The 25,384-nt window shown below is 71.2% G+C and carries 17 protein-coding genes; 5 read left to right on the forward strand and 12 right to left on the reverse strand.

Going from position 1 to position 25,384, the window contains the following annotated elements; all coding sequences use genetic code 11:
- Positions 1 to 24: 24 nt before the first annotated feature.
- The 4 genes from BWO91_RS02045 to BWO91_RS02060 form a co-directional block, all read right to left on the reverse strand.
- Complete coding sequence (locus BWO91_RS02045) at positions 25 to 2,004, reverse strand: DUF2264 domain-containing protein (protein ID WP_079000912.1); 1,980 nt, start codon at positions 2,002 to 2,004, stop codon at positions 25 to 27.
- Positions 2,001 to 3,932: a heparinase II/III domain-containing protein gene (locus BWO91_RS02050; protein ID WP_079000914.1), complete on the reverse strand. Its 1,932-nt coding sequence runs from the start codon at positions 3,930 to 3,932 to the stop codon at positions 2,001 to 2,003. The genes BWO91_RS02045 and BWO91_RS02050 overlap by 4 nt, the downstream gene beginning before the upstream one ends.
- A 77-nt stretch (positions 3,933 to 4,009) precedes the next feature.
- A complete protein-coding gene (locus BWO91_RS02055) occupies positions 4,010 to 5,038 on the reverse strand; it encodes a hydroxyacid dehydrogenase (protein ID WP_079000916.1) in 1,029 nt (342 codons plus the stop codon).
- Between the two features lie 104 nt (positions 5,039 to 5,142).
- Positions 5,143 to 6,234: a substrate-binding domain-containing protein gene (locus BWO91_RS02060; RefSeq protein ID WP_071261284.1), complete on the reverse strand. Its 1,092-nt coding sequence runs from the start codon at positions 6,232 to 6,234 to the stop codon at positions 5,143 to 5,145.
- A 141-nt stretch (positions 6,235 to 6,375) separates the two neighbouring features.
- On the opposite strand from BWO91_RS02060, the gene BWO91_RS02065 reads away from it, so the two are divergent.
- From BWO91_RS02065 to BWO91_RS02075, 3 genes are all read left to right on the forward strand, one after another.
- Positions 6,376 to 7,371 (forward strand): ABC transporter permease, encoded by a 996-nt coding sequence (locus tag BWO91_RS02065; protein ID WP_231884373.1) that lies wholly within the window; start codon positions 6,376 to 6,378, stop codon positions 7,369 to 7,371.
- The gene (locus BWO91_RS02070) at positions 7,368 to 8,255 is read left to right on the forward strand and encodes a carbohydrate ABC transporter permease (protein ID WP_079000918.1); all 888 of its coding nucleotides are present in this window, start codon (positions 7,368 to 7,370) and stop codon (positions 8,253 to 8,255) included. The genes BWO91_RS02065 and BWO91_RS02070 overlap by 4 nt, the downstream gene beginning before the upstream one ends.
- A gap of 83 nt (positions 8,256 to 8,338) precedes the next feature.
- Positions 8,339 to 9,997, forward strand: a complete 1,659-nt coding sequence (locus BWO91_RS02075) for an extracellular solute-binding protein (protein WP_079000920.1) — start codon at positions 8,339 to 8,341, stop codon at positions 9,995 to 9,997.
- 40 nt (positions 9,998 to 10,037) lie between these two features.
- Here the strand turns inward: BWO91_RS02075 and BWO91_RS02080 are convergent, their stop codons facing one another.
- Genes BWO91_RS02080 through BWO91_RS02115 form a run of 8 tightly spaced genes read right to left on the reverse strand, consistent with a single transcriptional unit; the run spans position 10,038 to position 18,709 of the window.
- Positions 10,038 to 11,054 (reverse strand): LacI family DNA-binding transcriptional regulator, encoded by a 1,017-nt coding sequence (locus tag BWO91_RS02080; protein ID WP_064295998.1) that lies wholly within the window; start codon positions 11,052 to 11,054, stop codon positions 10,038 to 10,040.
- Positions 11,055 to 11,089: 35 nt separating this feature from the next.
- Entirely contained in the window at positions 11,090 to 11,896 is an 807-nt protein-coding gene (locus BWO91_RS02085; RefSeq protein WP_205847563.1) for a hypothetical protein, read from the reverse strand.
- A 23-nt stretch (positions 11,897 to 11,919) separates the two neighbouring features.
- Positions 11,920 to 13,221, reverse strand: a complete 1,302-nt coding sequence (locus BWO91_RS02090; protein ID WP_079000926.1) for a DUF4038 domain-containing protein — start codon at positions 13,219 to 13,221, stop codon at positions 11,920 to 11,922.
- 54 nt (positions 13,222 to 13,275) lie between these two features.
- Positions 13,276 to 14,538: an enolase C-terminal domain-like protein gene (locus BWO91_RS02095; protein WP_079000927.1), complete on the reverse strand. Its 1,263-nt coding sequence runs from the start codon at positions 14,536 to 14,538 to the stop codon at positions 13,276 to 13,278.
- Positions 14,535 to 15,425: an NAD-dependent epimerase/dehydratase family protein gene (locus tag BWO91_RS02100; RefSeq protein ID WP_071261276.1), complete on the reverse strand. Its 891-nt coding sequence runs from the start codon at positions 15,423 to 15,425 to the stop codon at positions 14,535 to 14,537. The genes BWO91_RS02095 and BWO91_RS02100 overlap by 4 nt, the downstream gene beginning before the upstream one ends.
- The gene (locus BWO91_RS02105) at positions 15,422 to 16,360 is read right to left on the reverse strand and encodes a carbohydrate ABC transporter permease (protein WP_079000928.1); all 939 of its coding nucleotides are present in this window, start codon (positions 16,358 to 16,360) and stop codon (positions 15,422 to 15,424) included. Before BWO91_RS02105 ends, BWO91_RS02100 begins: the two co-directional genes overlap by 4 nt.
- Positions 16,357 to 17,301, reverse strand: a complete 945-nt coding sequence (locus tag BWO91_RS02110; protein WP_079000930.1) for a carbohydrate ABC transporter permease — start codon at positions 17,299 to 17,301, stop codon at positions 16,357 to 16,359. Before BWO91_RS02110 ends, BWO91_RS02105 begins: the two co-directional genes overlap by 4 nt.
- A gap of 49 nt (positions 17,302 to 17,350) precedes the next feature.
- On the reverse strand, positions 17,351 to 18,709 hold the full coding sequence (locus tag BWO91_RS02115; protein ID WP_079000932.1) for an extracellular solute-binding protein: 1,359 nt from the start codon (positions 18,707 to 18,709) through the stop codon (positions 17,351 to 17,353).
- A gap of 217 nt (positions 18,710 to 18,926) precedes the next feature.
- Between BWO91_RS02115 and BWO91_RS02120 the strand changes: the two genes are divergently transcribed.
- A complete protein-coding gene (locus BWO91_RS02120) occupies positions 18,927 to 22,364 on the forward strand; it encodes a sugar-binding protein (RefSeq protein WP_153303352.1) in 3,438 nt (1,145 codons plus the stop codon).
- Complete coding sequence (locus BWO91_RS02125; protein ID WP_153303353.1) at positions 22,361 to 25,165, forward strand: alpha-L-rhamnosidase; 2,805 nt, start codon at positions 22,361 to 22,363, stop codon at positions 25,163 to 25,165. The genes BWO91_RS02120 and BWO91_RS02125 overlap by 4 nt, the downstream gene beginning before the upstream one ends.
- Positions 25,166 to 25,384: the final 219 nt, after the last annotated feature.

Raw genomic sequence — 25,384 nt, forward strand, 5'->3', positions numbered from 1 at the left:
GGGGCCTTTCGGATGGGTGCGTGGTCAGTCCACGGACGGGCGTGCGAGCTGGCCGTCCCAGGGGACGAAGGTGGCGAGGTCGACGTCGTGCACGGCTCCGTCGGTCCACCGTGTGACCAGTCGGGTCCCGGTCACGTCCACCGCGACCGGGAGGTCGGGTGTCTCGCCGTCGTCGAAGCGGAGGGTGTGGAGTGCGGCCAGGACGGTGTGCCCCGGAGTGCTGGCGGCGTACAGCGCCGGGACCGCTGAGTGGGGACCGAACGCGTTCGCGTCACGGTAGGCGACGGCCTCCGCGCGGTCCCAACCGTGCAGCCCGACGATGGTCGCTGCGAGCCCGTCGCGACCGACCACCGTGGCCCGAGGCGCGGCCACAGCGGGATCGACCTCGGTGCGCAGGATGGCGTCGTCGGCGACGGCCGCACCGCCCTCGCGGACGGTCCAGGCGCGCGTCGATTCGACCAGGTGCGCGCGGAGCTCCTGATCGCCGCGGACGATGCTGACCGTGGTGACGGCGCAGCCCGGCCACACCCGGCCGTCGAGCTGTGGGAGGTGCACCGAGCCGGAGATCTCGCCGACGGTCCGCATCCCGCGGATCGCGGCGCGACGACTCGCCCGCCCGTCCTCGTCGAGCAACGCGAGATGGCCGTCGACGTTCTCCTCCCACGCCGCGCTCGTCCCCGGAGCCGTGTGCGAGGAGTACCCGAACTTGGCGTAGTGCGGATCGTCCGCGTCGGCGCGGGAGGGCTCCACGGGGATCTCGCAGTGGTCGCTGCCATGGTTGGCGAGCGTTACGACACCGTCCCGCTGGGAGCGCAGGATCCATCCGACCGCCGGCAGCACGGTGGTCTCCGGCGGCCCGTCGGTCGGCTGCGAGCGTTCCGGAGCCGTCCACACCGGGTCGTCGCGGTCGATGGCGAGCCCGAGGAACCCGATGCCCGCGAGGTAGGGCGAACCGAAGCCACTGTAGCTCTGCGCGGTGGGCTCCCACGGTCCGTACCAACCGAGACTCAGCGGGCCGTCGACGCCGACGCCGTGCCGGACGAACCCCGAGACCACCCCGGAGGCCAGGCGTCGCGTCGCGCCGGGACTCAACGGGTTCACCCCCGAGAGCTCGGCGCACCAGAGCGCGGCGAGGGCGGCCGTCCGATAGCTCAGCGAGCGACCGATGTGCACCATCGACCCGTCCGGCGCGACCATGCGCGCGAAGGATCCGGTGAAGTCGTGCAGCCGTTCCAGATGCCGCGAGCCGTCGGCCGTGCCCGTGCGGTCGGTCATGCGGTACCAGGCCCAGAGGTAGGGATGGATCGCCCAAGCGTTGTAGTAGTCGATCGCGTGTTCCGGACCGTCGGTGTACCAGCCCTGCTCCAGGTGCCACGACTCGACCCGGGCGACGTTCCGCGTGCCGTTCAGCCCGGTGACGTCCTCGTCGACGGAGCGGAGGAATGCCTCCGCCATCGCCGGGAAGAGCTGCCAGTTGTTGTGCCAGACCTCGAGGCGCGCATGGTGGCGCAGCCAGTCGGCGATCTGCACCTGCTCCTTCCGAGTGAGCCCCGCCCACAGCCGGTCGCGACTGACGTACAGGCCGAACGCGATGTTCGCCGCCTCGACGATCGAGTTGGTGACGCCCGTGCCAGGGGCCCGACACGTCACGCCCAGCGGCCAGGACTCCGGACCGTCCGGGGCCGTACCGGCGAGGAGCGCCCAGCTGTACCAGGCGACGAGGTCCTCGACCCCGTCACCATCGCCGTCTCCACCGCCGGCCATCCGCGGTGCGGCGAGGAGGAAGGAGCGACCGACCGCCTCCATGCCCTCACGGGCGACGCCGTCGCGGGTGACCCGACCGGGCAGCCGAGGGATGCCGCCGAGCGGGCTCTCGAACCGGCGGACCTCCGCCAGCCACCGGTCGGCCGTGGCCTCCCAGTGCGCCCGCGTCCACCCGGTGAAGGGTGCGGCGACGGGGTCCGCGGCCGGTAAACGGAACGGCGGGAGCGGGTCGGGCGTCATCGTGGGGCCTCCATCGGTGCTCCCGGTTCCGGGTACTGTTCCGCGCGGCGCACCCGCAGCGCGTGCGCTCCTGCCATCGCCGGGTCCCGCTGCACGAGGCACAGCCGGAAGACGGCCGACCCCCAGACCTCGTGGAGCTTCGGGTCGTCGATGTCGATCCGGTCCACCGCAGTCTCGAACGCGGGGTCGGTCTCCAGGCGCGCATCGCCGACCTGGATCCCGGAGCCCGTGACGATCGGCTCGACGGCGGTGAGGAAGGTGAGCGTCATCCGCATCGGTTCCGAGAACGCCCAGTCGTCCTCGATCAGGACGGTGCCGGCCGAGCGGTCGAGCGACACCGTGCGGTCGAGCGCCGTCAGCCGAGCCTCGGCCGGATAGGAGCCCAGGAGCGACATGGCGAGGACCGCGCGTCCGTCACCGTCGGAGAACCGCGTCCCACTCGCCGCGAACCCCCGGCCATACGGCTGTTCGACACCTGCGGGGAGCGGCACGTTGTGGAACGCACTCCGCATGGTCCAGATGCCGTAGCGGGTGTCGGGCATGAAGGTGTCGCGGTGGTACACGCCCACGCCGACGTCGATGAGGACGGGTGCGCCGTCCAACGAGACGATCACGCCGCCGGCGTCGTTGTGGTTGTGACTGACGTCGTTGTGACCGCCCTTCGCGGCGACCGCCCACCCGTCCATGCGACCGGCGTGCTCGCGGAACACCGCCACCTCCGTTCCCGGTGCGTACCAAGAGGAGGGCATCCCCGGCGTGGCGTCGCCGGCCGTGGTCCACGCCGGGTCGAGCAGCTCCGCGAGTGTGCGGCGGAACAACGGAGCCAACTGCCCCGAGAAGCCGAGCGGATGCGAGCGCCCCATCCAGCGGGCGTGGGCCGCCACCTCGTCGTCGCCTACGCGCTCGCCGAAGCGGGCGAGCAGGTTCCAGGTCGCATTCGTCGGCAGGCTCGCGGACCCGTCCGAGAAGTTGACCTGTGACTCGCCGGAGAGCTGCATCACCATCGGGAAGCGGGCCATCGCGGCCACCGGCGCGACCGCGAACCCGTCGAACGCGCCCTCGGTGACCTCGCCGAGGAGGTCGAGCGCCTCGAACAGCGTCGCCCCCGCCCACCACCAGTAGGTCGCCCCCTCGTCGCAGCTGCCGTCATCGGCGTAGCCCGCTCGGAACCGGTCCAGGATGACGAGTGCGCGGTCGATCGACGACGCCAGCTCGTCCGGGTCCGTCTCGACCACCGCCGAGCACACGAGGACGTTCGAGACGATCCACGGCGCCCAGTTGTTCGGCGGGCCGTCGAGCCCGTGCCAGAAGTCCACCTCGTTCCGCCACGGGTCCAGCACGCGACGCCGGATCTCCGTGTGCACCCGCGAGCGCAGCCCGGGGAAGGCCACCTCCAGGCGGTCACCGGCGATCGTGTCCACCGCGGCGAGCATGCCGCCCACGTAGGCGTCGGACAGGTCGAGGATGTCGCGGCCAGGGATCGGGAGGAACGGGCGCTCGCCGGACTCCGGCAGGGCGTAGTGGGAGGGCAGACACCACGCGGTCAGCTCGCAGAGCCGCCAGACGCGGTCGCCGAGCTCGCGGACCCAGGCCTCGTCGTCGGTCGAACCGAGGGCGAGCGCGGACGAGGCGACCGCACCGAGGAGCGCCTGCTGCGCCGTCTCGTAGGGGGTCCGGTCGCCGTCGGAGCTGTACCGCGCCCAGAGGGACAGCGTGGGCGGGTTGCGGTCGGCCTCGACGCACCAGTGCCGCGCGGCGGCGAGCAACGCCGTCCGGTCCCGCTCCGAGACCCGGTCCCAGGCGGTGCGGTCTCCGACCGGCGGCCCTGCGCGCCAGCTCCCGACGCGCAGGGCTCGGCGCGCCCGCGGCGTGAACTGCTCGGCGAAGCTCGTGGTGGTCGGCGCGCTGGTGGCTGCTGGGAGGGGCATGGTCTGGCCTCTGCTGCGGTTCGGTGGTCTGCGGTTCGGTGGTCTGCGGTTCAGTGGTGTGCGGTTCGGTGGCCCGCTCACGCCTGGAGCGCGAGCGCGGCGATGGTGATCGGTCGTCGGAAGGCACCGGTCCTGACGAGGTGCAGGACCTCGTCCACGGTGTTGGTGGCGAGCCGGCCGAGTTCGTTCCCGGCCGAGCCGGCGATGTGGGGCGTGATGACCGTGTTCGGCGTCGACCACAGCCGTGAGGTCGACGGCAGGATTTCGGGGGAGGTCACGTCGAGGATCGCGACGAGGTCGCCGCGTTCGAGGCGATCGGCGAGGGCCTCGTGGTCGACGAGGTCGCCACGGGCGGTGTTGATGACGGTGGTGCCGGGACGCATCAGCCGGAGGAGTCCGCGGTCGACGAGGTGCCGAGTCGAGGGCAGCGCCGGCGCGTGGAGGGTGACGATGTCGCTGCGTGCGGCCAGCTCCTCGAGGGGCACGCAGGGTACGCCGATGGCGAGCTGCTGCTCGTGGTCGAGCGTCGGGTCGGCGACGAGCACCCGTACGTCGAGGGAGGCGAGCCGTTCGATGACGAGCCGACCGATGCGCGAGGCCCCCACGACCCCCACGGTGATGCCGTGGCTGCCGACGGTCGGCCAGGCCCGCTCGGCGTCGACGGGGGCGTTCGAGGACCGCAGCGTCTCCGCCGCCCAGAACGTCCGCTTGGCGGCGAGCACGATCATCGCGACGGTGAACTCGGCCACCGGTACCGCGTTGGCCGCGGCGCTCGACGTCAGCGACACGTGACGGTCGAGCAGGGCGTCCGTGACGATGCCGCGGACGCTGCCGGCCGAGTGGGCCACCGCGCGCAGGGACGGGAGCATCCGCAGGAGCGGCTCGTCCAGCGCCGGGGACCCCCAGCCGGTCACGAGCACCTCGGCCTCGGCCAACAGCGCGCGGTCGTCGACGCGCTCCGGGCGGAGCGGGCGGTCGGACAGGAGATGGAGGCGCGACTCGGACCGCAGGCGTGCGAGGTCGAGCTCGGAGAACACCCGCTCGAAGGTGCCCTCCGGCATGAGGAAGCCGACCGTGCCTCGGAGGGCGCTCTCGCTCTGCAGCATCGTCGCCTCCTGGTCGTCTCGACAGCAGGCTCAATCCCAGTGCGCGACGCCTGAGCCTGTCAAGCACTCGCGTTCAAACGAACAGCAAACGAACAACCCGTACCTCAGCGAGGCGGTGCCGTCGACTCCCGGAGGCTGAGGCTCGGCCGCAGGCTCGTGTGGCGCGCGGCGAACCCCGTCTGGGCTGCGGCCGAGATGCGTTCGAAGCACATCGTGGCCGCGAACCTGCCGATGTCGCGTTTGGGCGGTGCGACGGCCGTGAGCGGCACCCTGGCCAGGCCGGCGACCTCGTCGTCGTAGGCCACGATCGACAGGTCCCCGGGGATGGACAGGCCGAGGTCGAGCGCGGCATCCGCGAACTCGACGGCGTAGTGGTCCGAGTGCAGGAACACCGCCGTCGTCCCGGACGCCACGCACGCCTCCAGGTATCGCCGCGTCTGCTCGCCGACGCCCTGCTGGTCGTCGATGATGGCCGTGCTGGCGTCCTCGCGCAGTCCGAGCTGGCGCACGGCCCGCTCGAAGCCGAGACGCAGCGAGGGCGTCGTGGGGGTGTCGAAGGCGGCCATCCCGATGCGTTCGTGGCCGAGTCCGGCCAGGTGACGCAGGGCCATGACCGCCCCGGCGGCGTGGTCGGTGCGCACGAACTCCAGGCCGTCGCCGATCGCGGACTCGGCGACGGAGCGCTCGACGAGGACGACCGGCACCGGCGACCGCTCCAGCAGCTCGAGCGTCGGGTGGGCGTCGAGGATCGACGTCGTCACGAGCAGGCCGTCCACCCCGCCGACGAGGAGGCGCTCGATCTGATCACGCTCGCGGTCGGGGTCGTAGCGGGAGACGCCGAGGACGATCCGTCCACCGAGCGACTGGGCGCGCTCGACCGCACCGGCGACGATCGTCGGGAAGTAGTAGCTCGGGTCTGGGACGACGAACCCGAAGGTGAACAGGGTGTCGGCCGCCCCCGGAGCCGGGGTCGGCCGAGCACCGGGCCGGTGAGGCATCCCGGTCGTCGGCTGCGTGTCGACGGACACCGCGCCACCGTGCACGCGGCGGAGCCGACCCTGTTCACCGAGCTCGCGGAGGTCGCGCCGGACGGTCATCGTCGAGATGCCCATCCGTTCGGCGAAGTCCGCTGCCGAGAGACTGCCGTGGATGCGCAGCTCGGCGAGGATGCGCTCGTGTCGTTGCGACAGCTCCATGATGAACTCCGATGTTCGATTCCTGTTCGGATGATTGAATGATGTTGACTTTACACAGCGGCCCCGCGAATGATGTCCAACGTTCGAGAGAACGGCGCGGAGGCCCGAAACCTGGCATCCGCCGTGAGCAAGGGAGCTGCTGTGAGCGCGACGACGACCGATCGGCCGGAGACCATCCGACCACCGATCGCCCCCGCCGGGTCCGGTGATCGGCCGACGAGACGCCGCGTGCCGTTCCGGATGCAGTTCCGTCGCGACGCACCGTTGCTCGTCATGGTGACCCCGGCGGTCGTGCTGCTGTTGCTGTTCGTGTACATCCCGCTGCTGGGGAACGTCATCGCGTTCATGGACTACCAGCCCTACATCCCGATCCCGGACAGCCCGTGGGTGGGCTTCGCCAACTTCACGGCGCTGTTCACCGACCAGGCGTTCTGGAACGCGGTCTCCAACACCCTCCAGATCACCTTCATCCAACTGGTGCTGTTCTTCCCCGTACCGATCGCGCTGGCCATCTTCATCCACTCGCTGACCTGGCCGTGGCTGCGCTCCATCGTGCAGTCGGTGCTGTACCTGCCGCACTTCCTGTCCTGGGTCATCGTCGTCGGCTTCTTCCAGCAGAGCCTCGGCTCCGGTGGTGTCCTCAACACCTGGCTGCGGCAGCTGGACCTCGGCACCGTCTCGGTGATGTCGGATCCGGCGACGTTCAAGCTGCTGCTCTCCTCACAGGTGATCTGGAAGGACGCGGGCTGGGGCACGATCATCTTCCTCGCGGCACTCGCGGCGATCGACGACTCCCTCTACGAGGCCGCCGCCATCGACGGCGCGGGCGCCTGGAGCCGGTTCTGGCACATCACGTTGCCCGGCATCCGACCCATCATCGTGCTCCTGCTCATCCTGCGACTGGGCGAGGCGCTGTCCGTCGGGTTCGAGCAGATCATCCTGCAACGCAACGCCGTCGGGCCGGGGGCCGCCGAAGTGCTCGACACCTACGTCTACTACCACGGCGTCATCGACGGGAACTGGAGCACCGGCATCGCCGCCGGCCTCATCAAGGGCCTCGTCGGTCTCATCCTCATCCTCGTCGCCAACAAAGCGGCGCACATGCTCGGCGAGCAGGGAGTGTATTCCAAATCATGAGCACCATCGTCCGACCGGTCTGGGCGGGGAAGCCGAAGCCCGTCGTCCTCGCGCTCAAGGCGCTCGCGATCGTCGTGATCCTCGCCGTCATCCTCTTCCCGTTCCTCATCGTGGTCTCCACGAGCGTCTCGACCGCCGAGGACGTCACGGCCGCCGGCGGCTACGTCGTGTGGCCCAAGTCGTTCACGCTCGACGCCTACCAGCAGATCCTCGCCGGCGGGGTGGTGACCAGGGCGATCCTGGTGACGCTGTTCGTCACCGTCGTCGGCACGCTCATCAGCCTGGTCTGCACGGTCTCGGCGGCGTGGGCCCTCAGTCGACGGTCGTTCTTCCAGCGCCCGGTGCTCATGATCGTGCTCGCCACCTTCCTCTTCACGCCGGGCCTCATCCCGCTGTACCTGATGGTCAAGCAGCTCGGACTGCTCGACAACGTCTGGGCGCTCATCCTGCCCGGTGCGTTCAGCGTGTTCAACATGGTGGTCGTCCGCGGCTTCATGATGGGCATCCCGCAGGAGCTCATCGACAGCGCGAAGATCGATGGCGCCGGGGAGTTCCGTATCCTCGGCACGATCGTCCTGCCGCTGTCCCGCGCGGTGATCGCCGTCGTCGCCCTCTTCTACGCGGTCGGGTACTGGAACGCGTTCTTCAACGCCCTCCTCTACATCAACGACACCTCGAAGTGGACGCTGCAGCTCGTCCTCCGGACGTACGTGCTGCAGGGGTCCTCGCTCGTCGGGGGAGCCTCGGACGCCTCCGTGCTGCCGCCCGCCGAGTCCCTGCAGATGGCCGTGGTGCTCATCGCCATCGTCCCGATCCTGATCGCCTACCCGCTCGTGCAACGCCACCTCACGAAGGGCGTGCTGACCGGCGCCGTCAAGGGCTGACCGATCCGCACCCACCGACCCGGCATCGTCGCCGGGATCCGACCAGCGCCCCAGGCGCTCGCCTCACCTCGAAGGAGACCACGATGAACGACACCACCCCAGGCCTGTCCCGCCGCACCTTCCTCACCGCGGCCGGCGTCGGCCTCGCGGTCCTCGGCCTCGGGTCCGCGCTCACCGGCTGCACCCCCGGTGGTGCGACCTCGGGAGCCGCCGGATCCGGAGCCCTCGTCCCGCTGCCCACCTACGTGCCGATCACGAAGGGACCGACCCCCGATCTCGCCGGCTCGGCGACGGTCCAGCCGGTGTACTACTCCGCGCCGAAGGAGTCGGAGCTGTTCACCTCGGTGTCGGGGAAGACGGCGATCAGCGGCACGGTGTCGGGCTTCGTCATCTCGTACAGCCCGCCGGCGCCGGCCTCGAACAGCTACCTCCAGGCGGCCGAGAAGCAACTCGGGTGCAAACTCGACCTCCAGGTGGTCCCCGCCGACTCCTTCGCACCCAAGTTCGCCACGGTCATGGCCGGTGGAAGCGTGCCGGACCTCGTCGAGTTCCTCGCGTTCCAGCTGCCGCCGTCCTACCCGCAGCTGCTCAAAGCGCAGTTCGCCGACCTCTCCGACCACCTCTCGGGCGACAACGTGAAGACGTACCCGAACCTCGCGAACCTGCCCACGCCGTCGTGGGAGGGCTGCCGGATCAACGGCCGGATCTACGGTGTCCCGGTGAACCGGCCACCCTTCGGCAACATGCTCATCTCGCGTCCGGACGTCATCAAGGACCTCACCGGGGCGGAGCCCGCCCCCAAGACGAAGGACGACTTCACCGAGCTGTGCAAGGCGGTCACCGACGCCAAGCGCAACCGCTACGCGATCAGCGGGCAGAGCAACGGCGACAGCGTCGACTGGGGGTACGACTTCATCGGTGCGATGTTCGGGGTCCCGAACGGGTGGGAGCTGAAGGGGTCGAAGCTCGTCCACAAGTGGGAGTCGGACCGGTGGCTCGAGACGCTCTCGTACATCAAGGAGCTGAAGGACGCCGGGTACTACCACCCGGACACCCCGAGCATCTCCGGCTCGCAGGCGAAGACCTACATGGCCAATGGCACCGTCCTCATGCACCAGGACGGCATCTCGGCCATCATCGACCCCGGTGCGCCGGAGGGTGTGGTCTACGACGCGATCCTGCCGTTCGCGGCGGACGGCGGCGACGGCATCGTCTACCAGGGCTCGTCGATGTTCTCGTTCACGGCGATCAAACAGGCGGACGAGGCGCGCGTGAAGGAGCTGCTGACTCTGCTCAACCACCTCGCGGCCCCCTACGGCAGCACCGAAGGGTTCTTCCTGCAGTACGGCGTCGAGGGCGAGCACCACACCCGGGAGGCGGACGGTCGCGTCGTCCTCACCGAGGCGGGGTCGGCGCAGATCGGCCCGACCTCGCTCAACCGACTCGCGGCGGCACCGCAGATCCTCGCGACGGCCGTGCCGATGGAGGAGCGGCTGCGGCGCTCGCACGAGTGGCAGCAGAAAGCCGCTCCCATGCTCCAGAAGAGTCCGATCACCGGCCTCTACTCGGAGACCGCCGGCAAGACCGCATCGGCGACGAACAACCTGTCGTCGACGATGAACGAGTACATCCTGGGCCGCACGAGCTTCGACGCCGTGAAGTCGGGGATCGCCTCGTGGAAGCAGTCGACGAACGACAAGGTGCGGGCCGAGTACCAGGAGCAGCTCGAGAAGCTGTCCTGACGGCGGCCGGGCGGGTCGTCGAGACCCGCCCGGACCGACCTCAGGCCGGGGACCCGGTCGACTCGCCCTCGATGAGCTCGCCGTCCACGAAGTGCACCCCCGGGACGTAGGTGCCACCGGCGATCGCATCGGCGAGATAGCCGGCCGCAGCACGGCCGACGTCGTGGAGGAGCGGGTCGATCGTCGTGAGGGTCCGGTCCCGTTGACCCATGAGGCCGGCGAGGTTGTCCATCCCGACCACGGCGATGTCCTCGGGCACCCGGCGACCGGCCTCCCGGAAGACCTCGATGGCGGCGAGTGCGATGGTGTCGTTCGCGCAGAACACCGCGTCGACGTCGTGTCCGGCCTCGATGAGTCGCTGTGCCGCCTGACGCCCCCAGGCCCGGGACCAGTCGCCGTGGAGCCCCGTCCCGCCGACCAGCTCGACCCCGGCCTCGTCCAGCGCGCGGTGCAGTCCCTCCGCCCGGTCGTGGGCGGAGCGGTCGTCGAGCGAGGCACCGATGTGCGCGATGCGACGGCGACCGAGGCCCAGCAGATGTCGTCCCGCGAGCTCGCCGGCCAGGCGGCCGTTGTGCAGGAACGAGGCGTCCCCGGGATCGTCCGAGGCACCGTAGGCGTAGACGACGGGCACCGCGAACCCGTCGGTGACCGAACGCATCTCGGTCCCGCTGCCGTCGCCGATGACGAGGAGGCCGTCGACGTTGCGGGCGCGCAGCTTCCGGACGGTCGCGGCCATGAGGGAGCGGTCGAGACGGGAGTCGGACACGAGGACCGAGAGGTCGCGGGCGCCGAGGGTCGTCGTCGCGGCGGTGAGGACCGGCATCGTGAACGCGCCGGGGGCGTTGAGCGTCAGCACACCGATCGTCGCGCTGCGTCCCTGCGCGAGGAACTGGCCGAGGGCGTTCGGCTGGTAGTCCAGTCGCGCCGCGGCCTCGAGGATGCGCTCGCGCGTGGCGTCCGAGGCCTTGCCCTGACCACGCAACACCTTCGATGCGGTCGAGACGGAGACCCCGGCGATGGCGGCCACATCCTGCAGGGAAATCGCTTTTCTAGACATCGCGGATCGATTGTACCGGGCGGCGATCCCGAGGCTCATCCGAGGCGGTCGACGTCGAGCTCGAACCGGGTCGAGCGCTCCTCGCCGACCGCGAGGCGCACCGAACCGACGCCGTCGGCCGGATCGCCGTACGGGTCGGATGCCGGCTCCAAACCGACGGCATCACCGGCACCCCACCAGGGGAATCCGCGCTCGCCGCGACGCTCCTGCCAGACGAACACCCGGGGATGGACGGTGACGTCGAAACCGAGTCGCAGCCCGACGCCGCTGGAACGTGACCGGAGTTCGACCGTCCCGGTCGTGACCGGCAGGTCCGCGAACACAGAGCCCGGTGCCGACACGAGACCGACCGCGCCGCCGTCGACGAGGAGCTCCGCGTCGTCGAACAGCTCGCCCGCGAACGCGGGGTGTTCGACCCACATCAGGCGGGTCGCGTCCATCCCGACGTTGCGCAGCACGGTGTCGACCGTGACCCGGCCCTCGGTCACTGACACCGTCCTGACGACCCGGACGGGCACGGTGCGCAGCAGCACTTCGGCGACCACCGTGTCACCGTCCTGCCGCAGTGACCAGGTCCGCCAGGCGGCCTCACCGTGGAACGGCTGCTCGACGGGAGCCCGCGGATCGGGATCGCCCGCCGACGGCAGCAGCATGTGCCAGCCACCGGCGTAATCACGGTGCCAGAGGGCGCTCGAGGAGGACATGCCCCACTCGGATCCTCCGGCGTCTGCCCATGGCGTCCGGTACAGCAGCTCCAGACCGGCCTCCTCGAGCAGGATCGAGTCGATCCGCGCGCCGAGGGCGACGACCCGGACCCGGAGGCCGTGGGTTCGGATCGTCACCGACGCGGGCTCGGTGGGGGACGTCACGCCGCGGCCGTCCCGTGCTCGACGCGGATCACGAACAACGCGTCGCCCGGGAACTCGGGCTGCTCGAGGCGGATACGCCCGGTGCCGTCCTCGCCAGCGACCGCGGTCCATTCCGCGGCGTCCTGCCGGCGCTCGTCGAGGTCGTAGACGGTGACCGACGCCACCGAAGCGGGATCGAGTCGACACGTCAGCGCGAACGCCGACGGCGCGTACACGGCGACGAGGTGCTCGTCCACCCGACCAGCCACGGCGCCCGAGGGTTCGGACTCGAGGAGCGCGCGGTCCTCGCGGAGTTCTGACAGCCCCTCGGCCTCGACGACCCGTCGGAGGAAGCCGACGTCGTCCGCTCCCGGGAAGCCGAGTGCGACGGCGGCGGGGAACGGGACGCCGTGGACCGCCTCGGCCGTGAACGCGCTCCCGCGACGATGCCATGACCACACCCCGTGCGCGCCGTAGCCGAGTCCGGCCGCAGCACCTGCCACGACGCCCGTCCAGCTCGCCCGCCGGATGTCCGCGCGCGAGTGCCTCGCGCGGCCGGCGAATCGACCGAGCCCTTCGTAACAGGGTTCCAGATCGATGATCGGCCGCGTGACCGCGAGGCCGTCCACGTATCGGGTGAGGGTCTGCGGCAGCGTGTCCCAGTCCTCGTTGTGCCCGGACTGCAGGCCGTGCAGGTCGAGCAGCGGACCGTTCGCGAGGTCTTCCGGCATGCGCGCGGTCGGGGTGCTGTGCCAAGTGACGAGCGCCTCCGGTACCAGTCGGCGCACCTCGGACGCGGCGAGGCTGTAGCGGGCGATGGCCTCATCGGCATCGAGGTCGTCGTCGCCCGACACGATCCAGATCGGTTCGAACCGTGCGAACCGCTCGACCGAATCGCGCACGTGGTCGAGTGTCTGCTGTTCGTCGAGCACCAGCTGGGGCGTGAGGCCCGCTCCCCAGGTCGCCGGGACGAAGTTGTTCCACAACAGGACCAGCATCGGCGTGAAGCCGTGCTCGACCGCCTGCTCGAGGAGCCGGACCGCGCGCGGCCAGTAGCCGGGATCGCCCGCGGACAGGTCCAGACGCCCGTCGACGACGGCGTAGGGCGAACGGCCACCCTCGGACCGGTCGTGCTCGATCGGCAACACGCTGATGAGCAGGGCGGTGAAGCCCTGCCGACGCCGCAGGACGAGGTAGTCGGACCACTCCTCGTCCGTCGGACCGCTGAACGCGGCCCAGACGGTGTCTGCGAGGAGGAACGACGGCAGGCCGTCGCGCAGCAGGGCGCGACGGGAGGGGGAGACGGACCAACGGGGCATGGGGTGCGCTTTCGGAGGGTGACGGGCAGGCGGAGGAGGACGGGGCGTGGGCGGTCAGGGGGCGATGAGCCCGCCGTCCGGGGCGCGCACACCGGCCGCCCAGGCGTCGTGGCCGGAGACGCCCGCGGGATACCTGGCGGCTTCGCGCTCGTCCAGGTCCACGCCCCAGCCAGGTGCGTCGCTCGGGGTGAGCCAGCCGTCGACGATGTCGAGCATGCCCGGGAACACCTCGTGACAGGCCTCGGAATACCGGTGGCCCTCCTGGACGCCGAAGGCGGGGCTCGAGACGTCGAGGGCTACTGCGGCCGCCACGGCGAACGGCGACGCATCACCGGGGGAGTGCCAGGCGGTCCGGATGCCCTCGACGTCCGCGAGCGTGGCCAGTCGCCGACCGGCGCTGAGGCCGCCGATGTCGGAGAGGTGACAGCGGATGAAGTCGACGGAGTGGGTGCGGACGAGGCGAGCCGCGTCGGTGAACGACGTCGCCAGCTCGCCGACCGCGAGGGGCACGGGCGATGCGGCGGCCACCTCGGGCAGTCGGTCCCAGTGCTCCGGCGCCAGGACGTCCTCCACGAAGAACGGGCGGTACGGTTCCAGCGCACGGGTGAGGGCGATCGCCTGGCGCGGCGTCAGCCGGGAGTGCACGTCGTGCAGGAGTTCGACCTCGTCTCCCAGGAGCTCCCGCATGCGCTGGAAGAGGCGCGGGGTCCGCCGGAGGTACTCCTCCACGCGCCACCCCTGCGGGTGCTTCGCCCAGGTGTAGGGGTCGGCGGCCGGCGGTGCTCCGTAGTGGCCGATCCCGGCCTGGCCCGTCTGCACCCGGATGTGCCGGAGGCCCTCGTCCCGCAGCTGTTCGGCGTGGGCCGCCGTGGCCTCGGGGTCGGCACCCTCGGCGTGCAGGTACACATCGGCCGCAGCCCGGACCCTGCCACCGAGGAGCTCGTACACGGGCGTCCCGGCCCGCTTGCCGGCGATGTCCCACAGGGCCATGTCGATCCCCGAGAGTGCGTTGTTGCCGACGGGCCCTTCGCGCCAGTACGCGGAGAAGCGGATCAACCGCCCGAGGTCCTCGATGTCTCCGGGGTACCGCCCGACGAGGAGCGGCCGGAGGTGGTCGAGGTAGGCGACGACGGCACGCCAACGCTGGGTGAAGGTCGCACAGCCGAGACCGTACAGCCCGTCGTCGCTCGTGAGCACCTTCACCACGACGAGCGGGATGCCCTCGGGAGCGGTGACCACCGCGCGGACGTCGGTGATGCGCACGTCGTCCCGCGGGATCCACGGCTGGGCGAAGGTGGTCGGGGCGGCATCGGTCATCGGAGGTTCCTCACCGGGGTCTCGGGGTCGGGCTGCGCGACGGCGGTCCCGTCGTGCAGGGATTCGGTCGGGTGGAAGCCGAGGGCCCGCTCCGCGGTCGTCGTGTCGATCAGGGCTGCGGTGTCGGACACCGGCCGGATGATCGGGACACCGGGCGTGTAGCGATCGGCCAGCAGATGCGTCATGCCGCCGAGCAGCGTGTCCGCGGCGCTCAGGCCGGCGACGAGCACGCCCTCGGTCGACACCTCGAGGCCGCGCAGCACCGCGCGGGTGGCGTCACCCATCGTGAGGTAGGCCCAGCCCTCGCGCGCCATGGCCGCGGGGTCGCGCGCGACCTCCTCGGCGACGTCGCGCAGGACGGACGGCCATTTCACGAGCGGGAAGCGCAGGGCGACCACGTCGATGCCGTGGCGGCGGTGGGCGTATGCGGCGGTCTGCTCGTCGACCGACTTGGAGAGCGAGTACGCGTCGGCGATGTCCGCGGGGGTGTGCTCGTCCAGCGGGAAGGACGGCGGCCACGTCCCGTGCGGGTTGTTGGGGTACCCGAGCGCGTTGATGCTGCTGGCGATGACCGCTCGCCGCACGCCGCGTCGACCGGCCTGTTCGAGCACGTTGAACGTGGAGTCGGTGTTCACCCGGAACACCTCGTACGGCGTCCCGAGCGAGGGGTGCGGGATGGCGGCGAAGTGGGCGACCGCGTCGACGCCGTCCAGTGCGGCGGCGACGTCGGCCACCGAGGTCGTGTCGCCGACGAACAGCCGGTCGGCGGGGTGTTCCGCGCCGAAGGCGAGCGACAGCGCGGAGACCTCGTAGCCTGCGCGGACCAGCGCGTGGCTGACGGCGCGGCCGATCTCGCCGTCGGCGCCGGTGACCAGGACGCGAGTCATCCCTTCACCCCGCCGGCCATGCTCGCACCGCGGAGGAACTGCCGCTGGAAGACCAGGAACAGCACCACCGGGATGATGAGCGACAGGAACAGTGCCGCCATCTGGACGCTGAGTTCCGTCTGGGCCGCGAGTCGCGGCAGTGCCACCGACACCGGTTGCAGGTCGGGGTCCGGCAGCACGAGGAGCGGCCACAGGTAGTCCTTCCACGAGGCGACCACGGCGAGCAGTCCGACGACGCCCAGGATCGGACGCGACAGCGGCAACACGATGCTCCACAGGATCCGCAGCGCGCCGGCTCCGTCGATCCGAGCCGCGTCGTAGAGGTCCGCGGGGATCGATTCGAGGAAGCGGGCGATGATCAGGACGTTGAACGCCGTGGCCGCAGCCGGCAGCCAGACCGCCCATGGCGTGTTCAGCAGGGAGATGCCGACGACCGGCAGCTCGCGGACCGTGAGGTACAGCGGAACGAGCGCGACGATGCCCGGGACGAACAGCGTGGCGAGGATGGCTGCCGAGAACAAGCGGCCCCATCGGGGCCGGAGTACCGTGATGACGAAGGCGGCGCTGGTGGAGACCACGAGGGTCGCGACGGTCGCTCCGAGGGCGAGCACCGCGGTGTTCCAGAGGTAGTGGCCGATCCGCCCGCGTTCCCAGGCGATGCCGATGTTCTCCCACTGCACGACGCCGCTGCTGAAGAACGCGAACGGCTCTCGGATGAGGTCCTGGGTCGGCGACACGGCGGCGAGGGCGAGCCACACGAGCGGGCCGAGTCCCGCGACGACGAGGCCGAGGAGGACGACGACCTGTCCCAGGAGCAGTGAGACGCGGACGACGGGTCGACGGCGGTCGGTGTCGGAGATGTTCGACCGTCCGACGGCGTCGCGCTCGGGTCGGTCGGCGCGCTTGGCGCTGCGGGCTAGTGCGGGCGCACTCATGAGGCACTCCAACGGCGGGTGAGACGGGCGTAGACGAGGGCGAAGACCGCGAGGACGGCTGCGAGCAGGACGCTCAGGGCGGTCGCTGCGCCGTAGTCCACGCGCACGAAGGCGTAGTCGTAGATGGTCATCAGCAGGGTCCTGGTGGCACCGAGTGGTCCGCCGCCGGTGAAGAGGAAGGGCTCGGTGAAGATCTGCATCGTGCCGATCACCTGGAGGAGCAGCATCGTGCCGATGATGCCGCGCATCTGCGGCAGGGCGACGTGCCAGACGCGACGCCAGATGCCCGCGCCGTCGAGTTCGGCCGCCTCGTACAGCTCGGCCGGGATGCTCGAGAGGGCGGCGATGTAGATGATGACGGCGGTCCCGGCGCCGGCCCAGGTGGTCTCCAGGACGATCGACGGCATCGCGAGGGTCGGTGCGGTGAGCCATGGTACCGGCCCGATGCCGACGACGCCGAGGACCGCGTTGAAGACGCCGTCCTCGCTCGGTTCGTAGAAGAACTTCCAGAGCAGGATGGCGACGACCGGCGGCACCATGACGGGGAGGTAGGCCAGGGCGCTGAAGTACCAACGGTGGCCGCGCAACTCGGAGATGAACACGGCCAGGGCCAGCGGGACCGGGAAGCCGAAGAGGATCGCGAGACCGGTGTAGAGGAGGGTGTTGAGGGTCGCCTGCGGCAGGTTCGGATCGCTCAGCACATAGCTGAAGTTCTCCATCCCGACCCAGGTGGACGTCTGCCCGGGCGTGATGTCCTGGACGCTCATCACGAGCGAGGAGAGGATCGGACCCCACGAGAAGTACAGGTAGACGAGGATCGCCGGCAGCGCGATGCCGAGGGCGACGAGACCTGGACGGGCGCGTCGCCATCGTCGTGTCGCCGCGGGCGTGCGCGTGGCCGATGACGGACCCGGCTGCGGTCGCTTGATGGTCTGGAACATGGGGTCCTCCTGGGACCGGGGCGGGCGCGTGGCCCGCCCCGGAGGGTCGTCAGCGCGTCAGTCGGCCCTGGACGTCGGTGCTCGCCTGCGAGAGCAGGCTGTCGATGTCTGCGTTCCGGTCCGTCAGCACGGTCTGGATGACGGTGTCGAGCGCGCCGTAGACCTCTTGCGCGTTGTTGACGGGCTCGGCGACGACCGGGATCTCCGCCGAGGCGTCGAGGTAGGGCGTGAAGTTGGCCGACGGCACGTTGATGTAGTCGGCGATCCAGTCGAAGTAGGTGTCGTACGCGTCCTCGTTCACCACCGCGAGGCCGGGGAGGCCGGTGACGGACCCTGCCTCGTTCGAGGCTTTGGCGTCGGCGACGGCGGTGTCCTGGTCGAAGTAGCGCTGCAGATAGAGGAAGCTGATCCACTTCACCGCGGCGGTACGCTCGGCGTCGGTCGCGTTCGGGTTGACGATCTGGACACTGCCGCCGGAGAGGGTGCCGTTCGACCCGCCGTCCTGCGGCATCCCACCGATGCCGAAGTCCTCGGCGGGGAGCTTGAGGTTCTGCACGACGCCGTAGTAGCGGTCGCTGGCACCGATCATCATGCCGATCTTGCCCGCGGCGAAGTCCTGGCCCTGCGAGTCGGCGTCGTACAGGGTGTTCGCGGGCAGGGTGCCGTCCTCGAACTGCATGGTCTGCAGGAGGGCGAGCGCATCGGCCGAGGGCGTGTCGTCGAAGGTGGCCTTCGTGCCGTCCGCGTTCTCGACGGTCCCGCCGAAGGAGTAGGTCATCCCGGTGAACTGCCACCCGCCCGTGTTGGCGGTGGTGAGGACCGAGAAGCCGGCAGCGCCGGTCTTCGCGGTGATCTGCTGCGCGGCCGTGCGGACCTCGTCCCAGGTGGTCGGCGGTGCGTCGGGGTCGAGTCCGGCCGCGGTGAACAGGGCGCGGTTGTACACGAGGCCGAAGGAGTAGGCGTTCGTGGGGACGCCGTAGGCCTTGCCGTCGGCATCGGAGGCGAGTTTCAGGATCGCCGGGTTCAGCGAGTCGAGCAGGCCCTCGGACTTCAGGGTGTCGGTGAGGTCGGCAGCCTGGCCGCGCTTGATGAGCCCCTGGGGTTCGGTGAGGGGGACACTCAGGACGTCCGGGAGGCTGCCGCCGGCCGCGAGGGCCTGGAAGGTCGTCGGGTCGTAAGCGGTCTCGACCGCCTTCACGTCGATGTCGGGGTTGGCCTCCTCGAACGCCGAGACGCGTTCGTCGAAGTACTTGCGATCCTCGGGGCGGTCCGCCGACGGGCGGTCGCCGACCTCGATGGTGGTCTTGCCGTCGGCCGATTCCGACGATTGCGGCGAACAGCCCGCCGCTGCGACGGCGATGCCGCCGATCACCAGCACAGCCGCTGCTGCGCGGATGCGTCCAGTCATGTGAACTCCTTCGTTCGATGCTCGGGTGAGAGGAAAAGCGATTGCTCTACGGATGTCTAGCAGGTTCGACGGTGGTTCGTCAAAGCGGACTTCCACCACGATCGTGCTCAATCGCTACTGCGAAGAGGTGCTTGACAGTGGGCCCGATGGTTCGGCAGGCTTCGTCAGAAAAACCGCTTTCCCCGTCGGACGGGGCACGCTCAACGAGGAGACAGTGATGACCGAACGAACACGACGCCCGTCGCACCCGCGGCGGCTCGCGGCAGCAACGCTGGGGGTCCTCCTCGCGGTCGGCGCCCTGGCGCAACCGACCGCGGCGGTGGCGCAGGAGACGACGATCCCCGTCGAGGATCTCGTGGGCTGGTCGGGTGTCGCGTTCGACGGGACGTCGGTCGCGCCGAGTGCTCCGCGCATCGCCGCCGACGGCCACACGGGTGCGGGCGCCGTCGAGGTCCTCCTGGACACCGGAGCGCGCACGGTGGACGGCTGGGAGATGGCCGTCCGGTCCCTGGACGACGCCCCGCTGGATTCGGTGTCGTTCTGGGTCCGCGCGGAGAACGTGACCACCGTCGGTGTCCAGCTCGTGGACGCGACCGGGCAGACGCACCAGAGCTTCCTCCCGGTCCCCGCGTCCGACGGGTGGCAGGAGCTCACCCTGCAATCGCCCGTGACCGACCCGAGTCACAGCGCCTGGGGCGGCGCTGGTGACGGGATCTGGCACGGCCCGGCGCGGCAGGTCGGCTTCGTCGTCAACGGGTGGGCTCGGGCGGACACAGCCCAGCCGTCCGCCCGCCTGCTCGTCGACGACCTCACCGTCCGGGCCGCGGACGCCCCCTCCGGGTTCGCCCTGACCCCGGGGACGCTCGGCAACCTGTTCACCGAGGGCGATCCGCTCGCCTTCCCCTACACGACCGGTGCCGACACGGTGCGCTGGACCGTCACGGACGGGGACGGACGCGTGGTCGACGAAGGCGAGGAGGACGCCGACGGTGCGCTGGACCTCACCGCACCCGGTCGCGGATGGTTCTCGCTGTCCGTCGAAGGCCTCGCCGCCGGCGAGTCGGTGGGTTCCGCCACCACGACGTTCGCGGTCCTCGCCGAGACCGACGTCGCCGCCACGGCGACCGGGCGGTACGGTGCAGCCACCCACTATGGCCAGGGCTGGGACCCGGCCTCGATGGGCGCTCTCGCGGTCGGCGGTGTCGCGCAGTTCCGCGACGAGGTGTACTGGAGCGAGGTCGAGACGACCCCAGGCGTCTACGACTGGTCGCGCCCGCGAGCCGAGTTCCTCGATGCTGCACGCGATTCCGGCGTCAAACCGCTCCTCCTCGCCGGCTACGGCAACCCGCTCTACGACGGTGGCAACGGACCGGTGAGTGACGAAGCCGTGTCCGCGTACGCCGCGTACGCGGCGGCGATGGCCGACGAGTTCGGCGACATGTCGACGGGCCTCGAGATCTGGAACGAGTGGGACCTCGGGCTCGGTGGCAACACCAACGTCGCCCCGGAGCACTACGTCGACCTCCTCGCCGCGGCGTCCCCCGCCGTGAAGGCGGTCGCCCCCGAGCTGCCGGTCATCGGTCCCGCGGTCGCGAACCTCAACACCGACTGGCTCGAGCAGACGTTCCGTCTCGGAGCGCTGCAATACCTGGACGGCATCGTCCTGCACCCCTACAGCTACCCGGTCGGGGCCGAGGCGCTCGACGAGACCCTCAGCCGTGTCGACGCGCTGGTCCGGCGGTACAACGGCGGCGAGTCCATCCCCCTGTGGGTGACCGAGCTCGGCTGGCCGACCGGCACGAACGCCCGAGCCGTCTCCGAGTCGTCGCAGGCGGCCGACATCGCCAAGTCGGCGGTCATCACGGCTATGCACGACGTGCAGCGGACCTTCATCTACGACCTCGTCAACGACGGTGTGGACGCGCAGGAGACCGAGGAGAACTTCGGCCTGCTGCACCACCCGCAGGACCCGCTGGGCGCGTTCACCCCGAAGCCGGCGTTCGTCTCCTACTCCACGGCGGCCGGGCTGCTGCTGGACGCGACGGCCACGGGACGGGACACCTCCGTCGCCGATCTCTGGAACGTCTCCTTCGACACGCCCGACGGGCCACTGCATGCGCTCTGGTCGACCTCGGACCGGGCGGTCACCCTCGGGTTGCGCGGGGAGGTCGTGATCACGGACCTGTACGGCGCGTCGCGCACCGTCGCGGCCGGCGACGGCACGAGTATCCTGCTCGAACTGGGGGAGGGCCCGGTGTACGTCCAGGGCGAGGTGGCCGGTGTGACCGCTTCGGAGACCGGGCTGACGCTCGACCCCGCCTACCTGGGGCAGACGGTCACCGCGAGGTGGACCATGGACAACCGGGCGGGTACCACCGACCGTACCGTCGTGCTCCGCTTCGACGACGGCCAGGAGGCGTCGCAGACGGTCGCCGCCGGAACCACCGGAAGCGTCGTCGTCGAGCTGCCACCGGCGAGCGCGCTCGGAGAGCTGCTCGTCGAGGCCACCCTTCTCGAGGACGACGTCGTGCTCGGGCGCCTCACAGCACGCACCACCGTCGGGGAACCCGTCACGCTCGTCGGCGATCAGGTCGCCCTGGCCGACGGCAGCGCACTCCGCCTGACCGTGGACAACGCCTCGGGCGAGCCGGTCACGATCGACCGACTGACCGTCGACCTCGGCGGTTCCACGCAGACGTTCCTCGACGGGGTGACGGTCGCGGCACACGAGTCGGCGACCGCCGATCTCCCGCTCGCCGGTCTCGCCGGTCGCACGGACTGGAGCGCCGTGGCGCTCGTGGGCGGGCGCGAACTGACGGCGTCGGGTGTCGTCGTGCCCCTCGACCTCGGAACCGCGGTCGACGCCGCGCATCGGACGATCGAGGTGGACGGCGTGCTCGACGACCTCGACGACCTCACGCCGATCGTCCCGGCGGCCACCGGACGTGCCGCTGACGACCAGTCCGCGCGGGCCTGGTACACCTGGGACGAGGACGACCTCTTCCTGTCGGTCGAGGTGACCGACGACGTCCACGACCAGCCGGCGGCCGGCGCGAACATCTGGCAGGGCGACTCGGTGCAGTTCACCGTCGCAGCGGGTGCCCCGGGATCGGCCACCGGATGGCATGAACTCGGGATGGCGCTGACCCCGGCCGGGCCCCAGCTGTACCGGTGGCTCGCGGTGGGCGAGGGTCCCGGGACGGTCGCGGGAGCGCGGGTCGCCGTCGAACGGGACGACGCCGCCGCGACGACCGTGTACGAGGTGGCGGTGCCCTGGGTGCGGCTCACCGGTGTCCGTCCGGACGCGGCACTGCTGAGCAGTGCCTTCATCGTGAACGAGGCCGACGGAGAGGGGCGCGACGGGTACCTCGCTTGGGGCGGTGGCATCGCGGCCGAGAAGGACTCCGCGCAGTTCCTGCCCGTGCGGCTCATGCCGGCGGCCGGTACCGGTGGTGGCACGGATCCGGGCACGGGTACCGGCACCTCGGGTGGCTTGGACGGAGAAGCCGCGTCGACGGCCCAGTCCGGGACGCGCGGTCTCGCCGGCACCGGAGTCGACGGCACGGCGACGCTCGCGATGCTCGGACTCGGGGCACTCGCCGCCGGGGCGCTCGTCGTCGCGCGTGGCCGACGCGCGAGTGGCCACCGACCGTGACCGACGGCACGCCTCGCCGTCCCGTCGTCACCGGCCTGCGGGTCGGTCGAAGGCGGGACGTCGCCGTCGCCGCGGTCCCCGATCCGTCTGTCTCGTGGACGGTGGAGGCCGAGCCCGGTTGGGTCGGCGCCCGCGCCGTCGTACGCCTCGACGGTGTCGAGGAGCGCGAGCTCGGCCCCCACGGGGTGCTCGAGCGCTGGCCGTTCGCACCGCTGGCGCCCGGTTCGGAGCATCGGCTCGAGGTCCGTGTCGACGGTGTCGACGGCACCGCGTCGGAGTGGAGTCCGCCGCTCCGCTTCGTCACCCGTTTCCTCGACGCGCCCTGGTCCGAGCCGTTCCTCGCCCACCCCGCCCCGACGCGGGAGGCCGAGCCGTTCGTCCTGCGGCGGGTCGTGACCGTCCCCGCCGGCGTCGTGTCGGCGACGCTGTGGAGCACCTCGCACGGCGTCCACCAGGTCTCCATCAACGGCGTCGACGTCGACGACCATGTCCTCAAGCCCGGTTGGACGAGCTACCGGGATCGGCTCACGGTCACGGGAACCGAGGTCGGCGCGCTGCTCACCCCGGGGGCGGAGGACGTCGTGACCGTCCGGGTCGCCGGCGGCTGGTTCACCGAGCGCTACGGCTTCGGCGAGACCGCTCGCCGACACTACGGGGAGCAGCCGACGGTCTCCCTCCGACTCGAGCTGCGATGCGCGGACGGTCGGATGGTCCGGGTGGGAGGTGACGGCGCGTGGCTCGTCGACCCTGCGGCCGCCCTCGTCGAGAGCGGCCTCTACGCCGGGGAGACCTGGGACCTCCGTCTGGAGGTCGACGGTCGGGGTGACGGGTCCGAGCCGTGGCTCGCCGCGGCGGTGCACCCGTTCCCCGCCGACGTCCAGGTGCAGGCCGCCGACGTCGAGCCGGTGCGCGTCGTCGACGAACGAGCTCCCGTGGCCGTGTGGCCGAACCCCGACGGCACGGGGACGATCATCGACTTCGGTCAGAACCTGGTCGGTCGGCTCCGGCTCCGCCTGGACGCACCGGCGGGGACCGAGGTGATCCTCCGGCACGCCGAACTGCTCCAGGACGGTGAGCTGTACACCCGGTCGTTGCGTGCCGCGTCGGCGACCGACCGGTTCGTCGCCGACGGCCGGGGCCCGCGCTGGGTCGAGCCGGAGTTCACCTTCCACGGCTTCCGCTATGCGGAGGTGCGTGGCGTGCCTGAGTCGGTCGGAGCCGACGACGTCCGCGCCGTCGTCCTGCAGTCCGCGCTGCGCCGCACCGGGTGGTTCTCGTCCTCCGACCCGACGCTCGACCGCCTCCACGAGAACGTCGTGTGGAGCGTCCGCGGCAACACGCTCGCGATCCCGACCGATTGCCCGCAGCGGGACGAGCGGCTCGGCTGGACGGGCGACGCGCAGGTCTTCTCGGCAGCCGCGGCGTCGCTGTTCGACGTCGACGCCTGCTTCGCGTCCTGGCTCGACGATCTCGCCCTGGAACAGCGTGCGGCCGGCGGGGTCGTCCCGACCGTCGTGCCGAACCCGCTCGGCTCGTTCAGCGAGGTCGCCGCAGCGGGCTGGGGTGACGCGGTGACCATGGTGCCGGACGTGCTCCGCGACCGGTACGGCGATCTGGCGATGGAGCGCCGCCACGCCGCATCCATGCTCGCCTGGGTCGAGGCGTGCGCCGAGCGCGCCGACCCCTCCGGGCTGTGGGAACGGGGCTTCCAGTACGGCGACTGGCTGGACCCGACGGTGAGCCGACCGGACAAGGCGCGTACCGATCCCGGCCTCGTCGCCACCGCGTTCCACGTCCATTCCGCGTGCCTCGCGGGAGCCGCGCTCGAGGCGGCCGGGGACCACCGTGGCGCGGAACGGGCGCGGGCACTCGCCGAGCAAGCGAGCCGGGCCTTCCGCGACGCCTATCTCACCCCCGCCGGCCGGCTGATGTCCGACACCCCGACCGCCTACGCCCTCGTCCTGGCGTTCGACCTGGCCCCGGTAGGGCGCCGGACCGTCCTCGCCGAACGACTCGCCGCCCTGCTCCGTGCCGGCGGACACCACCTCGCCACCGGGTTCCTCGGGACGCCGTTCGTGCTCGACGCGCTCCTCGACCACGGCCAGGAACGGGCCGCCGAGCGCCTGCTGTTCCAGACCGCCTGCCCGTCGTGGCTGTATCCGGTGACCCAGGGCGCGACGACGGTGTGGGAACGGCCCGACGCCATCCGGCCGGACGGTTCGGTGCATCCCTCCGGGATGGTGTCCCTCAACCACTGCGCGTTCGGTGCCGTGGCCGACGTGCTGCACCGCCGCATCGGGGGCCTCGCGCCCGCCGCGCCCGGGTACCGGCGGATCCTCGTGCGACCGTGGTTCCCGGAAGCCCTCCGGCACGCGTCCGTCGTGCACGAGACCCCGTTCGGCCGCGCGGCGGTCGCCTGGGAACGCGTGCCGGACGGTGTGACGGTGTGCGCGACGGTCCCGACCGGGAGCAGCGCCGAGGTCCGCCTTCCCGACCGGCCCGTGTTCGAGGTCGCCTCAGGGACGCATCGATGGACCGTCCTCCTCCCGCCCGCCGAACGGCCCGTCGCCCTGGGGGTCGACGACGACCTGGCGCGACTCATCGACCACCGTGGCGTGGGTGCGCTCGTCTCGGCGGTCCTGCGGGAGGCCGAACCGGCGCTCGCCGAGGAGTTCGACGCCTACATCCGCTGGGTGCCGGGACGGACGCTGCGTGCCGAGCTCGCGGCGGTCGCGGCGCCCCCGGAGGTGGTCGCGCGCATCGACGAGGGACTCTCCTCCCTCGCCGTGCCCCCGCGCTGAGTCCCCGGTGCCTTCGGCCAGCGCGGTGCGCTGGCGTGGGCGCGGGTGTGTGGGCGTGGGCGCGGGTCGTACGCGTGAGCGCGGGTCTCCGGAGGGGCGCGCTCGCGCGTGTGGGGCGCGGTGGCGCCGGTTGGGGTGTGCTCGCGTCAGCGCGGCGCGCTGACGTGAAGGCGAGTGTGTGGGCGTCAGCGCACCGCGCTGGCGTCAGGGGGAGAGGGG

Origin of the sequence: Plantibacter flavus (assembly GCF_002024505.1) — a bacterium.
Classification (GTDB): domain Bacteria; phylum Actinomycetota; class Actinomycetes; order Actinomycetales; family Microbacteriaceae; genus Plantibacter; species Plantibacter flavus_A.

What these genes read in the sequence shown, in the direction of transcription:
- BWO91_RS02045 (WP_079000912.1), bottom strand. Translation starts at nt 2,004, where the DNA reads ATGACGCCCGACCCGCTCCCGCCGTTCCGTTTACCGGCCGCGGACCCC.
- BWO91_RS02050 (WP_079000914.1), bottom strand. Translation starts at nt 3,932, where the DNA reads ATGCCCCTCCCAGCAGCCACCAGCGCGCCGACCACCACGAGCTTCGCC.
- BWO91_RS02055 (WP_079000916.1), bottom strand. Translation starts at nt 5,038, where the DNA reads ATGCTGCAGAGCGAGAGCGCCCTCCGAGGCACGGTCGGCTTCCTCATG.
- BWO91_RS02060 (WP_071261284.1), bottom strand. Translation starts at nt 6,234, where the DNA reads ATGGAGCTGTCGCAACGACACGAGCGCATCCTCGCCGAGCTGCGCATC.
- BWO91_RS02070 (WP_079000918.1), top strand. Translation starts at nt 7,368, where the DNA reads ATGAGCACCATCGTCCGACCGGTCTGGGCGGGGAAGCCGAAGCCCGTC.
- BWO91_RS02075 (WP_079000920.1), top strand. Translation starts at nt 8,339, where the DNA reads ATGAACGACACCACCCCAGGCCTGTCCCGCCGCACCTTCCTCACCGCG.
- BWO91_RS02080 (WP_064295998.1), bottom strand. Translation starts at nt 11,054, where the DNA reads ATGTCTAGAAAAGCGATTTCCCTGCAGGATGTGGCCGCCATCGCCGGG.
- BWO91_RS02090 (WP_079000926.1), bottom strand. Translation starts at nt 13,221, where the DNA reads ATGCCCCGTTGGTCCGTCTCCCCCTCCCGTCGCGCCCTGCTGCGCGAC.
- BWO91_RS02095 (WP_079000927.1), bottom strand. Translation starts at nt 14,538, where the DNA reads ATGACCGATGCCGCCCCGACCACCTTCGCCCAGCCGTGGATCCCGCGG.
- BWO91_RS02100 (WP_071261276.1), bottom strand. Translation starts at nt 15,425, where the DNA reads ATGACTCGCGTCCTGGTCACCGGCGCCGACGGCGAGATCGGCCGCGCC.
- BWO91_RS02105 (WP_079000928.1), bottom strand. Translation starts at nt 16,360, where the DNA reads ATGAGTGCGCCCGCACTAGCCCGCAGCGCCAAGCGCGCCGACCGACCC.
- BWO91_RS02110 (WP_079000930.1), bottom strand. Translation starts at nt 17,301, where the DNA reads ATGTTCCAGACCATCAAGCGACCGCAGCCGGGTCCGTCATCGGCCACG.
- BWO91_RS02115 (WP_079000932.1), bottom strand. Translation starts at nt 18,709, where the DNA reads ATGACTGGACGCATCCGCGCAGCAGCGGCTGTGCTGGTGATCGGCGGC.
- BWO91_RS02120 (WP_153303352.1), top strand. Translation starts at nt 18,927, where the DNA reads ATGACCGAACGAACACGACGCCCGTCGCACCCGCGGCGGCTCGCGGCA.